The organism is Variovorax sp. AC194, from assembly GCF_979257995.1.
This window is the reverse complement of the sequence record NZ_OZ409823.1, coordinates 6,053,318-6,065,199: the sequence shown is the minus strand read 5'-3', so window position 1 is coordinate 6,065,199 and position 11,882 is coordinate 6,053,318. Positions and strand designations below refer to the sequence as shown.

Annotated in this window: 11 protein-coding genes and 1 other RNA gene; 9 read left to right on the top strand and 3 right to left on the bottom strand. The window is 70.6% G+C overall.

Annotation, left to right across the window (positions count from 1 at the left end):
• Nucleotides 1-78: 78 nt before the first annotated feature.
• A complete protein-coding gene (cysK, locus tag ACZYRS_RS28750) occupies nt 79-999 on the bottom strand; it encodes a cysteine synthase A (protein WP_042578971.1) in 921 nt (306 codons plus the stop codon).
• Between the two features lie 67 nt (nt 1,000-1,066).
• Nucleotides 1,067-2,041 (bottom strand): dicarboxylate transporter/tellurite-resistance protein TehA, encoded by a 975-nt coding sequence (gene tehA, locus ACZYRS_RS28745; RefSeq protein ID WP_463421930.1) that lies wholly within the window; start codon nt 2,039-2,041, stop codon nt 1,067-1,069.
• Between the two features lie 127 nt (nt 2,042-2,168).
• On the opposite strand from tehA, the gene ACZYRS_RS28740 reads away from it, so the two are divergent.
• Nucleotides 2,169-3,116, top strand: a complete 948-nt coding sequence (locus tag ACZYRS_RS28740; RefSeq protein WP_463421929.1) for a cupin domain-containing protein — start codon at nt 2,169-2,171, stop codon at nt 3,114-3,116.
• On the opposite strand, the gene msrB is transcribed toward ACZYRS_RS28740, so the two are convergent.
• The gene (gene msrB / locus ACZYRS_RS28735) at nt 3,117-3,638 is read right to left on the bottom strand and encodes a peptide-methionine (R)-S-oxide reductase MsrB (protein WP_463421928.1); all 522 of its coding nucleotides are present in this window, start codon (nt 3,636-3,638) and stop codon (nt 3,117-3,119) included.
• A 189-nt stretch (nt 3,639-3,827) separates the two neighbouring features.
• On the opposite strand from msrB, the gene ACZYRS_RS28730 reads away from it, so the two are divergent.
• The 8 genes from ACZYRS_RS28730 (at nt 3,828) to ACZYRS_RS28695 (ending at nt 11,872) form a co-directional block, all read left to right on the top strand.
• Nucleotides 3,828-4,874, top strand: a complete 1,047-nt coding sequence (locus ACZYRS_RS28730) for a molybdopterin-binding oxidoreductase (protein ID WP_463421927.1) — start codon at nt 3,828-3,830, stop codon at nt 4,872-4,874.
• A gap of 43 nt (nt 4,875-4,917) precedes the next feature.
• Nucleotides 4,918-5,277, top strand: an RNA gene (gene rnpB, locus ACZYRS_RS28725) — RNase P RNA component class A.
• 169 nt (nt 5,278-5,446) lie between these two features.
• Nucleotides 5,447-5,890, top strand: coding sequence for a MarR family winged helix-turn-helix transcriptional regulator (locus tag ACZYRS_RS28720; protein ID WP_463422552.1), 444 nt, complete (start codon nt 5,447-5,449; stop codon nt 5,888-5,890).
• Nucleotides 5,891-8,026, top strand: a complete 2,136-nt coding sequence (locus tag ACZYRS_RS28715) for an FUSC family protein (RefSeq protein WP_463421926.1) — start codon at nt 5,891-5,893, stop codon at nt 8,024-8,026.
• Nucleotides 8,023-8,229 (top strand): DUF1656 domain-containing protein, encoded by a 207-nt coding sequence (locus ACZYRS_RS28710; protein WP_198786247.1) that lies wholly within the window; start codon nt 8,023-8,025, stop codon nt 8,227-8,229. The genes ACZYRS_RS28715 and ACZYRS_RS28710 overlap by 4 nt, the downstream gene beginning before the upstream one ends.
• 13 nt (nt 8,230-8,242) lie before the next feature.
• On the top strand, nt 8,243-9,169 hold the full coding sequence (locus tag ACZYRS_RS28705) for an efflux RND transporter periplasmic adaptor subunit (protein ID WP_463421925.1): 927 nt from the start codon (nt 8,243-8,245) through the stop codon (nt 9,167-9,169).
• A gap of 4 nt (nt 9,170-9,173) precedes the next feature.
• Nucleotides 9,174-10,646 carry an efflux transporter outer membrane subunit gene (locus tag ACZYRS_RS28700; protein WP_463421924.1) on the top strand — a complete coding sequence of 491 codons (1,473 nt, stop codon included), beginning with the start codon at nt 9,174-9,176 and terminating at the stop codon, nt 10,644-10,646.
• Entirely contained in the window at nt 10,643-11,872 is a 1,230-nt protein-coding gene (locus ACZYRS_RS28695; RefSeq protein WP_463421923.1) for a multidrug effflux MFS transporter, read from the top strand. The genes ACZYRS_RS28700 and ACZYRS_RS28695 overlap by 4 nt, the downstream gene beginning before the upstream one ends.
• Nucleotides 11,873-11,882: the final 10 nt, after the last annotated feature.

Genomic DNA, 11,882 nt, shown 5'->3' with positions numbered 1-11,882 from the left:
GGGGATTTTACGCGCCGGGGCGCTATGAAAGCGATAGCTGGCGTGACACCGAAATTCAGGCCCGAATCGGGCCCGGACTCAGGCCGGCAGGAAGCCTTCGACCGACAGGTACCGCTCGCCGGTGTCGTAGTTGAAGCCCAGCACCACCGCATCGGGCGCGAGCGAGGGCAGCTTCTGCGCGATGGCCGCGAGCGTCGCGCCCGAGGAGATGCCCACGAGGATGCCTTCTTCCTGCGCGCAGCGGCGGGCCATTTCGCGCGCCGGCTCGGCATCGACCTGCAGCACGCCGTCGAGCAGCGAGGTGTCCAGGTTCTTCGGAATGAAGCCCGCGCCGATGCCCTGGATCGGGTGCGGCGACGGCGCGCCGCCGGAGATGACGGGCGAGGCCACCGGCTCCACCGCGAACACCTGGAGCTTGGGCCACTTCTTCTTGAGCACCCGCGCCACGCCGGTGATGTGGCCGCCCGTGCCCACGCCGGTGATGATCACGTCGATGCCGTCGGGGAAATCGGCCGCGATTTCCTCGGCCGTGGTGCGCACATGCACCTCGACGTTGGCGGGGTTGTTGAACTGCTGCGGCATCCACGCGCCGGGCGTGCCGGCCACGATTTCCTCGGCGCGGGCGATGGAGGCCTTCATGCCGCCGGCGCGCGGCGTCAGGTCGAAGGTGGCGCCGTAGGCCAGCATCAGGCGGCGGCGCTCGATCGACATGCTGTCGGGCATCACCAAAATCAGCTTGTAGCCCTTGACGGCCGCCACCATCGCGAGGCCAATGCCGGTGTTGCCCGAGGTGGGCTCCACGATCGTGCCGCCGGGCTTGAGCGCGCCGGACTTCTCGGCGTCCTCCACCATCGACAGCGCAATGCGGTCCTTGATCGAGCCGCCGGGGTTGGCGCGCTCGGACTTGATCCAGACCTGCTGCTTCGCATTGCCGAACAGCCGGTTGATGCGGATGTGCGGCGTGTTGCCGATGGTCTGGAGGATGTTCTGGGCCTTCATGGAATGGATCTCCTTATGCGGTTGTTCAGGCGGACAGCGCGCATTGTGAGACCAGCCCGTGACCCGTTCAGCGCAAGGGTGTTGCAGCCGGCAACAGGCGCCCCTGCAGCAGCAGCGCGAGCGTCTTGAACGCCAGGAATCCGATGATCACGTTGGCCGCCGCGAAGGCCACCGGCGCGACCCATTCGACAGGCCCCGTGGCGCCCGCCGCGACCAGGCGCATGGCCAGCGTCGGCAGCGCCGCCACGCCGAAGGTGAAGGCCCAGTACGACGGCGTGAAGGGCTGCCTGGCGATCCACGGCAAGAGGCGCAGGAGCAGCAGCGCCTGGAAGAGGCCGTAGCCCAGCAGCACCTGCGCGAACAGGTCGGGCGCGCCGTGGTTCAGGCTCATGTACGTGACGCCGCCCACCACCGGCGGTGCGAGCTGGATTCCCAGCACGGGGCGCAGCGCCTCGGGCAGCGGCGCCTGCGTCGCCGCGCGGCCCAGGATCAGCGATTCGATGGCCAGCCACGAGAAAAGCCCCGCGCCGAAGAACCACATGCCCAGTTGCGGCCAGCCGAAAGCGGCCGCGGCGGTGCCGGCCACGAAGTTCTGCCCGACTGCCGGCAGATAGAAAGCCGGCGTGACGAGTTCGGGCGCAAGTCCGCCCTGCCCTCCCTGCCATGAGCGCCCGTAGAGCCACAAGCCGAGCGCGAGCGACGCGGCGATGGACACCACGAACACGGCCATCGCCACGGCCCGCGCGTAGGGCAGCAGTGCCATCGCCGCGAGCATGCTGGCCAGCGGGACCAGCGAGGCGAACGACGACTGCACCGGGTGGTTCATCTCGGCGCGCGCGGCGTCGCCGTGGCGCAGCCACTTGTGGGCGTAGAGCGCCAGCAGCGCGAGCCATACCGCAAGGCTGCTCCATGTCGCGACATGGGCGATGTCCTGCGGCAGATGCCACAGCGGCACCGCGACGCGCCAGGCACCGCCCAGCGCCAGCGCACCGACGGCAATGCCGAAATAGGAAACGGGAATGGGGGCACGCGCGGAAGTCATTCTTTTCACCTGAAAGGAGGATCGGGAGATCGTTGAATGCATTCTGGGCGCCGGAGGTAAGATTTTGAATGCTCCACAGCCTCTGGAAATTGCTCCATCGTCTCAAATGAACCCGCACGCCGATCCTTTGAGCGAACTGGTCGACTGGCTGGGCCTGCGCGGCCGCATGGACCTGCACTGCCTGTTCGGCGAGGACTGGGCGGCGCCGCACGCGGCCATCGGCCCGTGGCGCGCGCCCTTTCACATCGTGCTGCGCGGGCGCTGCGAGCTCTGGCTGCCCGAGAGCCGCACGCTGGTGCCGCTGGAGGCGGGCAGCCTCGTCATCCTGCCGCGCGGGCCGGCGCACGTGCTGCGCACCGCCGGGCTGCAAGGCGAGGGCCGCGCGATCCGGCTGCGGACGGGCGAGCTGATCGATCTCAAGACCAATCTGCGGCGCCCCGAGAAGGCGGACACCGACATCCTCTGCGGCGAGTTCGAATTCCCCGGCCGGCGGCGCAGCGTGCTGCTCGAGGCGCTGCCCGAACCCATGGTGATCGCCTTCGCCGACCGCCCCGGGTTCGCGTGGCTCGAAGGGTTGGTGCGACTCATGGCAGAGGAGATCGCGCAGCAGCGCGCCGGCGCCGCGGCCATCGTGGCGCAGCTGTCGGGCACGCTGTTCACACTGGCGGTGCGCGCGCACCTGGAGACGCGGCCCGAGCTCACCGGCGTGCTCGGCCTCATGGCCAGCCCGCGCCTGGCGCCAGGCCTGCAGGCGATGCTCGCGCAGCCGGAGGCGCCCTGGACCGTGGCGTCGCTGGCCGCGCGCTGCCATCTTTCGCGCGCCACCTTCGCGCGCGAATTCACGCGGCGCGTGGGCACCGGGCCGCTCGAATTCCTGACGACGCTGCGCATGGAGCTGGCGTCGCGCCTGCTCGCGCAAGGCGGGCAGGGCGGGCAGGGCGCACAGGACATGGCCAGCATCGGCGAGGCAGTCGGCTACCGCTCGGAGGCCGCGTTCAACCGCGCGTTCGCGCGGCACGCGGGCATCACGCCGGGGCGTTTCCGGCGTTCCTCGAACGATGTGGCAACCGCCTGATCAGGCCGCGCCCGGCGTGAACTTCATCGCCACGCCGTTCATGCAGTAGCGCAGGCCCGTGGGCTTGGGGCCGTCGTCGAACACGTGGCCCAGGTGCCCGCCGCAGCGGCGGCAGTGCACCTCCGTGCGAAGCATGCCGAAGGTGCGGTCCTCGGTCTGGCCCACGGCGTTGTCCAGCGGCTGCCAGAAGCTGGGCCAGCCGGTGCGGCTGTCGAACTTGGTCTTGGAGGAAAACAGGTCCAGCGCACAGCCGGCGCAGGCGAACTTGCCGGCGCGGTGCTCGTCGTTGAGCGGACTCGTGTAGGGCCGCTCGGTGCCTTCCTTGCGCAGCACGGCGTAGGCGTTGGCATCGAGCAGCTTGCGCCATTCGGCGTCTGTATGAGTGACTTCGAATTTCGCCGCTTCCGCAGTCTCGGCCGCCTCGGCCGGGCGCGTGCCCCAGCCGAATGCGTGGGCGATGGCCAGGCCCAGCGTCGATGCGCCGGCGGCGATGGCGAAGCGGCGTCCCGTGGTTTGCGTCATGACAGCCCTTTCATGGAAAGTTGGCGGAAACGCACTTTCGATGTATCCGTTGGAACATAGCGATGTACATTCGCTCCGGCGATTTCGGCGTTTACGTCTTTAGTTCGTCCGGCAAGGCCGGCGGGTTACAGGGCCGGCGCACGAATTTCGCTGTGTCTGAATAAATATATCGATATGGAGATTCGAGCTATGCGCTGGTCAACAGGACTTGTTTCGGGGGTTGCCGCGCTCGCGCTGGCGGGCTGCGGTGGCGGAGGCGACAACGGGGGCACGTTCTTTCCGATCGTGCCGCCGCCCGCACCGGCGCCCGCGCCGCCACCACCACCGCCTCCCCCACCTCCTGCACCGCCGCCGGCGCCCGCGCTCCAGGTGGGCGGCGCCCTCGACCGCCCGGCGGGCTTCACCGTGGCCGACCTCGCGGCGCGCGCGGCCGTCACCCAGACGGTGACCTTCACCAGCGGCGGCAGCGGCGCGCAGACGCACACCTACACGGGCGCCGATCTCTGGTCGCTGCTCGGCGATGCGGGCATCCAGACCAATGCCACGCCGAAGAACGACATCCTCAACCGCTACGTGCTGGCCACCGGCGCCGATGGCTACAAGGTGGTCTTCACGCTGGGCGAGCTGAGTCCGGATTTCGGCAACAAGCAGAGCGTGGTCGCGTACGCGGAAACGACCGCGGGCACCTCCGCGCCGCTGAACGCCACCGACGGCCCGTTCCGCGTGACTGCGCCGGGCGACATCAAGGGCGGGCGCTACGTCTCGAACATGACGCGGCTGGACGTGAGCGCCTCGCCGGCGGCGACGGCCGGTGTCGGCGGCGGCGTGTCCTCGGGCTTCGCGGTCTCGGGCCAGGTGAACACGCCGATGAGCTTCGACATCACCGCGCTGCAGGGCCTCCCGGCCACGAGCGTCACCGTCGGGCCCAACAGCTACAAGGGCGTCACGCTCTGGACGCTGCTGAACGGCATCGGCCTGCGCCTGCCGGCGGGGAAGAACGCATCGCTCGGCATGTACGCGGTGGCCACCGGCAGCGACGGCTACAGGGCCGCGGTGTCGCTGGGCGAAATCGATCCGGGCTTCGGCAACAAGACCGCGCTCATCGCCTACGAGATGAACGCCGCGCCGCTGGGCGCGAACGGCGTGGCGCGCCTGGTGGTGCCGGGCGAGGTGAAGCAGGGGCGCTCGGTGTCGAACCTCATCGCCATCGAGGTGTTCGCCGCGGGCACGCCGTAGCGCTGCGCCGGGCCATCGGCGCGCCGGGCGATAATCGCCCTGTGAAGCACGCCAGACCGCCGCTGGTGCAAGCCCGAAAGGGACGATCTGCCTTCGGGCATCGTGTCGAAAGACCGCACTGGAGGAACGTCCGGACTGCACAGGACAGCGCAGGAGTTAACGACTCTCCACCGTGAGGTGAGGATCAGAGCAACAGAGACGAGCCGATTGAGTTCGGGTGAAACGGGCAATCTCTGCGCGCAGCAACACCAAGTAGGCCAGTATCGAGGTGGTTCCGCTGAGCTGGCGGGTAGGTGGCATCGAGCCGTTTGGCGACAAACGGCCCAGAGTAATGGCGGTCACGCCGAGGGCTTCGCAAGAGGCCTTCGGTGCACAGAATCCGGCTTATCGGCGGGCTTCACACTTTTCTTCTTTCCCCCGTTTTTTCTTTGACCGGTTTTCCGGCGCCCGAGGCGGGCGCCAGCGTGGCCGCTGCACGGATCGGTATTAACCCGTATAATCGATAGCAAGCTAACTAATTGCTATCCAAAGTGCCCGCCTCCAGAAACACCCAGACCCGCGAACACGCGCTCATGCACCTGGGCATGTCGCTGTCCACGTTGCAGCGCGCCTACCGTGCAGCGGCCGACAAGGCGGTGGCCCACGTCGGCGTGTCGCAGACCCTGGCCTGGCCGATCGTGATGATCGGCCGCATGGGCAACGGCATGCGCCAGGGCGTGCTGGCCGAGGTGCTCGGCATCGAAGGGCCGTCGCTGGTGCGCTCGGTCGATCAGCTGGTCGAGGCGGGCTTCGTGCAGCGCCTGGAAGACCCGGCCGATCGCCGCGCCAAGACGTTGCACCTCACCCCGACGGGCGTGACCGCCTGCGCCACCATCGAAGCCGCACTGAGCGAGATGCGCGGCACGCTGTTCGAAGGCATCGGCGACGACGACATCGCCGCGTGCCTGCGCGTCTTCGCCACGCTGCAGGAGCGCCTCGGCCGCAACGCCCCGGCAACGCAGGAAGGGCGCAAGTAGATGACCGCGCTCCGCCTGCCGCGCTTCAGCCGCGCGGAGCTTCTGTTCTCCGTCAAGAGCTTCGCCGCCGCGATGCTCGCGATGTACCTGGCGAGCCGCGCCGGGCTGCCGCGCCCGTTCTGGGCCTTGATGACCACCTACGTCGTCGCGCATCCGCTCGCAGGCGCGGTGCGTTCCAAGGCCGTGTACCGCTTCGTCGGCACGCTGATCGGCAGCACGGCGACGGTGCTGCTCGTGCCCGCGCTCTCCAACGCGCCCGAACTCCTGACGCTGGTGCTCGCGCTGTGGGTGGGCCTGTGCCTGTGCATCTCGCTGTTCGACCGCACGCCGCGCTCCTACGTCTTCATGCTCGCGGGCTACACGGCCGCGCTCATCGGCTTTCCGTCGGTGCAGACACCGCTCGTGCTGTTCGACACGGCCGTCGCGCGTGTCGAGGAAATCGGCCTGGGCATCTTCTGCGCGACGCTGGTCCACAGCCTCGTGCTGCCCACGGGCCTCGCGCCCACGGTGCTGGGCCTGCTCGACCGCACGCTGGCGGACGCGCGCAAGTGGCTCGGCGACCTGCTGCAGCCCGTCGGCCGCAAGAGCGATGCCGAGCCCAGGCGCCTGGATGCCGACCGCCGCCGCCTCGCGGGCGACATCACGCAGCTGCGCCTGCTCTCCACCCACGTGCCCTTCGACACCACGCACCTGCGCTGGACGGCCGGCGCGATCCGCGCGATGCAGGACCGCGTCGCCGCGCTCACGCCCGCGTTCTCGGCCGTCGAAGACCGGCTGCTCGCGCTCGAACAGGCCGAAGGCGCGCTCGCACCCGACGTGGCCGCCGTGCTCGCGCAGGCCGCGCAATGGCTGCGCGAAGAAGCCGAGCCCACGAGCGAGGGCATCCCGCGCGCCGAACGCCTGCAGGCCTTGCGCAACGCGGTCGCCGCACTGAGCGCCACACCGCCATCCGACACCGGCGCACCACCCACCGCCTGGGGCCGCGCGCTGCGCATCGGCCTGGCCGGCCGCCTCGAAGAACTGGTCGACGGCTGGACCGCCTGCGCCCAGTTGCGCCTCGATATCGACGAAGGCTTGAAGGGCGCTGCCCCGCTGCGCCGCACCGCCGCGCTCGGCAGCCGCGCGCTGCACCGCGACTACGGCATGGCGTTGCTCTCCGCGCTCGCGGCCGTCATCGCCATCTGCCTGTGCGGCGCGTTCTGGATCGTCACCGGATGGACCATGGGCTCGGCCGCCACCATGATGGCCGCGGTCTTCTGCTGCTTCTTCGCGACCATGGACGACCCGGTGCCGGCGATCCACGGCTTCCTGAAGTGGACGCTGTGGTCCATCCCGATCTCCGCGGTCTACGTGCTGGTGCTCATGCCCACGGTGCAGGACTTCGGCATGCTGGTCGCGATCTGCGCGCCGCTCTTCCTGCTGCTGGGCCTGTACCTGCCGCGGCCGACGCACTTCATGCCCGCGATGGCGATGGTCTTCGGCGTGGCCGGCACGCTCGCCATGCACGACACCGCCAGCGCCGACCTCGTGAGCTTCATCAACAGCATGATCGGCCAGGTCGTCGGCGTGGTGGTCGCGGCGCGCGTCACGCGCCTTGTGCGCTCGGTGGGCGCCGACTGGAGCGCGCGCCGCATCCAGCGCGCGACCTGGCGCGAGCTCGGCGAAATGGCCGCGTCGTCGCAACCGCAGTACGCGCAGAGCGACGCCTACGCCGTGCGCATGCTCGACCGCATCGGCCTGCTCGCGCCGCGCATCGCGCAGGCCGGCGGCAGCGTCGAGGGCGTGGCCGCCGACGATGCGCTGCGCGACCTGCGCATGGGCGCCGACATCGCGGTGCTGCAGCGCGTGCGCGCGCAGTTGCCGCTGGCCACCTCGGCCGCGCTGCTGGGCGGCATCGCGCGCTTCTTCCGCCAGCGCGGCGAGGGCCGCATGACGCCGCGCCCGCAAGGCCTCTTGCCGCAGATCGACGAGGCGCTCCACGCGGTGCTCGCCGCGCGCGACACCTCCCTGGCATCGCGCGCCGCCGTCACCGCGCTGGTGGGCCTGCGCCGCAACCTGTTCCCCGACGCGCCGCCTTCGCTGGCCGCGGTCCCTCCCGCTGTCCCTCCCCAAGTGCTTCAAGGAGCTTCCGCATGATCGGCGAAGCCAGTTTCTACGGCCTCTACGTGCCATGGCTCATGGTGCTGGCCGCTGGCGCGCTCGTCGCGCTCTGGGGCGTGCGCCGCCTGCTCGCGGCCACGGGCCTGTACCGCTGGGTGTGGCACCCGGCGCTGTTCGACATGGCGCTCTACCTGCTGCTGCTCTATGCGCTCAGCCGCCTCACCTCCCACCTTCAATGACGAAGAGATTCCCATGACAGCCAGTTCTTCTTCCGCAGACAACCCCCGGGTACAGCGCCTGGTGCGCGTCCTCCTCACCGTGGCCGTGGTGGCCGCGGCCGTCTGGGCCGGCTTCCGGCTCTGGGACCACTACGAGCTCGCGCCATGGACGCGCGACGGCCGCGTGCGCGCCAACGTGGTCCAGATCGCGCCCGACGTGTCGGGCCTGGTCACCGCCGTGCCGATCCAGGACAACCAGTCGGTCGCCGCCGGCACGCTGCTGTTCGAGGTGGACCGCGCGCGCTACGACCTCGCGGTGCGCCAGGCGCAGGCCGCGCTCTCGGCGCAGCGCGCGATGAGCGCGCAGGTGCAGCGCGAGAACGCGCGCAACACCGGCCTGGACGAACTGGTCTCCAAGGAAGCGCGCGAACAGACGCGCTCCCGCGTCGAGCAGATGCAGGCCGCCGTCGCGCAGGCCGAGGTGGCGCTCGATTCGGCGCGCCTCAATCTGCAGCGCGCCCAGGTGCGCGCGCCGGCCGCGGGCCTGGTCACCAACCTCGATCTGCGCCAGGGCAGCTACGCCGCGGCCGGCCGGCCGGTGCTCGCGCTGGTCGATGCGCAGTCGTTCTACGTCGAAGGCTATTTCGAAGAAACCAAGCTGCCGCGCATCCACCTGGGCGACCGCGTGCGCGTCACGCCGATGGGCGGCGGCGCGGTGCTCGAAGGCGCAGTCGACAGCGTGGCCGCGGGCATCGCCGACCGCGACCGCTCCACCAGCGCCAACCTGCTGCCCAGCGTGAACCCGACCTTCAACTGGGTGCGGCTCGCGCAGCGCATTCCGGTGCGCGTGAAGCTCGATCCGCTGCCCGAAGGCGCGCGGCTCGTGGCGGGCCAGACCGTGACCGTGCAGGTGCTGGACCGTGTCGCCGCCCGCGCTGCCGCCGCACCGCAGAAGGGATGACGCCATGACGACCCGCTTCGCTTTTCGCCTGGCCTCGTTGGCCGTGGCTGCCGGGCTCGCCGCGTGCGCGGCGGTCGGCCCCGACTACAAGCAGCCCGCCGACGCGCTCGCCAGCCAGCCCGCCGCCGCCAAGCCCTTCGCCGAGGCGCCCGCGAACGCCGCGCCGCTGCCCCTGCACTGGTGGCGCCTGTACCACGACCCGCTGCTCGACAAGCTCGTCACGCAGGCCCTCGCGCACAACACCGACCTGCGCCAGGCCGTCGCGAACCTCGAACGCGAACGCGCCATCGAATCCGAAGTGGCCGGTGCCGAGCGCCCCACGCTGGGCGTGAGCGGCGGCCCGTCGTTCGGCCATGTGTCGGGCCTCTCGCTGCTGCAGAAGGGCTACGAGCCGCCGAGCCGCTTCAACTACAGCGCGGGCGCATCGCTCTCCTACCAGGTCGACCTGTTCGGCCAGATCCGCCGCAGCATCGAAGCGGCCGGCGCCAGCACCGAAGCCGCCGCCGCCGCGCTCGACCTCGTGCGCGTGAACGTCGCCGCCGGCACCGCGCGCGCCTATGCCGAGGCCTGCTCCACGGGCCTTCGCCTGCAGATCGCGCAGAAGTCGATCGCCCTGCAGCAAGACGCGGTGAACGTCACCGACCGCCTGCAACGCGCAGGCCGCGCGGGCGCCATCGACACGGGCCGCGCACGCGCGCAACTGCAGCAGTTGAACGCCACCGTGCCGCCGCTGAAGGCCGAGCGCCAGGGCGCGCTCTACCGCCTCGCCACGCTGACCGGCGCACTGCCGCAGGACTTTCCACGCGAGGTGGCCGACTGCACCGTGCCCCCGCGCGTGGCCGGCACGCTGCCCGTGGGCGATGGCGCGGCGCTGCTGCGCCGCCGCCCCGACATCCGCCAGGCCGAACGCAGCCTGGCCGCCTCGACCGCGCGCATCGGCGTGGCCACGGCCGATCTCTATCCGAAGGTCACGCTCGGCCTCTCGGCGTCGTCCGCCGGCACGGCCGCCGACTTCGGCCGCAAGGACACGATGAGCTTCAGCATGGGCCCGCTGATCTCCTGGACCCTTCCCAACACCGGCATCGCGCAGGCCCGCATCGCCGAGGCCGAGGCCGGCACGCGCGGCGCGCTCGCCAGGTTCGACGGCACCGTGCTCACCGCCCTGCGCGAAACCGAAACCGCGCTCGGCACCTACGCCCGCGAACTCGACCGCCGCGCCGCATTGCAGGCTTCGCGCGACGAAAGCGCGAAGGTCGCGGCGCAGGCGCGCCAGCTCTACCAGAACGGCCGCACCGCATACCTCGACGCGCTCGATGCCGAGCGTTCGCTTGCGGCAAGCGATGCGGCGTTGGCGGCCAGCGAGGCGCAATTGGCCGACGACCAGGTGATGCTCTTCATGGCGCTCGGCGGCGGCTGGGAGCCCGATGCATCCAGCGCCGTCGCGCTCGACAAGAACACAACCACCGTGAAGCAATGAGCTCTACAGAAGCGCCGTCGCCACGCCTGCACGCGCCGCTCTGGCTGCTCGCGCTGGTCACCTTCAGCGGCACGCTGGCCATGCACATCTTCGTGCCCGCCTTGCCCATCGCCGCGAAGAACCTCGGCGCCGGCATGGGCGCGATGCAGATGACGGTGAGCCTCTACATCTTCGGCCTCGCGGTGGGGCAGTTGCTGTACGGGCCGATGGCCGACCGGTTCGGGCGGCGCCCCGTGCTGCTGTTCGGCCTGGGCCTCTATTCGGCCGCGGGGCTGGTCGCCGCGCTCGCGCCCGACGTGCACTCGCTCATCACCGCGCGGCTGTTCCAGGCGATCGGTGGCTGCGCCGGCCTCGTGCTGGGCCGCAGCATCGTGCGCGACACAGCCGGGCCGCAGGAGGCCACGCGGCGCCTCGCGCTCATGAACCTCATGGTCACGGTGGGGCCGAGCATCGCGCCGCTGGTGGGCGGTGCGCTGGCCACCGCGCTCGGCTGGCGCTCGATTTTCTACGCGCTCTTCGCGCTCGGCATCGTCGGGCTGCTCTTCACCTGGCGCCTCCTGCCCGAGACCGGCACGCCGGGCACGCGGCTCGATGCCTCGGCGCTCGCGCGCAACTACAAGCAACTGCTCGGCTCGCCCGCGTTCCTCGGCTTCTCCATCGGCGGCGGTTGCGCGACCACCTCGATGTACGCGTTCATCGCATCGGCGCCGTTCATCTTCGTGGACCAGCTGCACCGGCCGGCTCACGAGGCGGGCATCTATCTCGCGATCCTGGTGTCGGGCGTGTGGCTCGGCAGCTTTCTCACGAGCCACCTGATCCAGCGCGTGCGCGTGGACCGCCTCATGATCCGCTCGAACGCGCTCAGCGTGCTCGCGGCCTTCGTGCTGCTGGGCGGGGTGCTCGCGGGGCACCTCTCGGTGGCGCTGGCGGTGGGCACCATGTTCCTCTTCACCGTCGGCGCGGGCATGGCCTCGCCGGCGGCGCTCACGCAGGCGATCAGCGTGAACCCGCAGGTCATCGGCTCGGCCTCGGGCCTCTATGGATCGACGCAGATGGCGGTGGGCGCGCTGTGCACGGCGCTCGCCGGCATGGGGCACACGAACCCGGCGCTGGCCGCGGCGCTCGTGCTGGCCGGGGCGGGCATCGTGGCGCAGTTGTCGTTCGCGGTGGCGCTGCGCCACCAGAAGAAGCTGGCCGGCGCGACGACCACAACGACCGCGCCCTGAAGAAGAACGC

Excerpts from the sequence above, each read along its gene's own strand:
- cysK (WP_042578971.1), bottom strand. The coding sequence starts at position 999 with ATGAAGGCCCAGAACATCCTCCAGACCATCGGCAACACGCCGCACATC.
- tehA (WP_463421930.1), bottom strand. The coding sequence starts at position 2,041 with ATGACTTCCGCGCGTGCCCCCATTCCCGTTTCCTATTTCGGCATTGCC.
- msrB (WP_463421928.1), bottom strand. The coding sequence starts at position 3,638 with ATGACGCAAACCACGGGACGCCGCTTCGCCATCGCCGCCGGCGCATCG.
- ACZYRS_RS28730 (WP_463421927.1), top strand. The coding sequence starts at position 3,828 with ATGCGCTGGTCAACAGGACTTGTTTCGGGGGTTGCCGCGCTCGCGCTG.
- ACZYRS_RS28720 (WP_463422552.1), top strand. The coding sequence starts at position 5,447 with ATGCACCTGGGCATGTCGCTGTCCACGTTGCAGCGCGCCTACCGTGCA.
- ACZYRS_RS28715 (WP_463421926.1), top strand. The coding sequence starts at position 5,891 with ATGACCGCGCTCCGCCTGCCGCGCTTCAGCCGCGCGGAGCTTCTGTTC.
- ACZYRS_RS28710 (WP_198786247.1), top strand. The coding sequence starts at position 8,023 with ATGATCGGCGAAGCCAGTTTCTACGGCCTCTACGTGCCATGGCTCATG.
- ACZYRS_RS28705 (WP_463421925.1), top strand. The coding sequence starts at position 8,243 with ATGACAGCCAGTTCTTCTTCCGCAGACAACCCCCGGGTACAGCGCCTG.
- ACZYRS_RS28700 (WP_463421924.1), top strand. The coding sequence starts at position 9,174 with ATGACGACCCGCTTCGCTTTTCGCCTGGCCTCGTTGGCCGTGGCTGCC.
- ACZYRS_RS28695 (WP_463421923.1), top strand. The coding sequence starts at position 10,643 with ATGAGCTCTACAGAAGCGCCGTCGCCACGCCTGCACGCGCCGCTCTGG.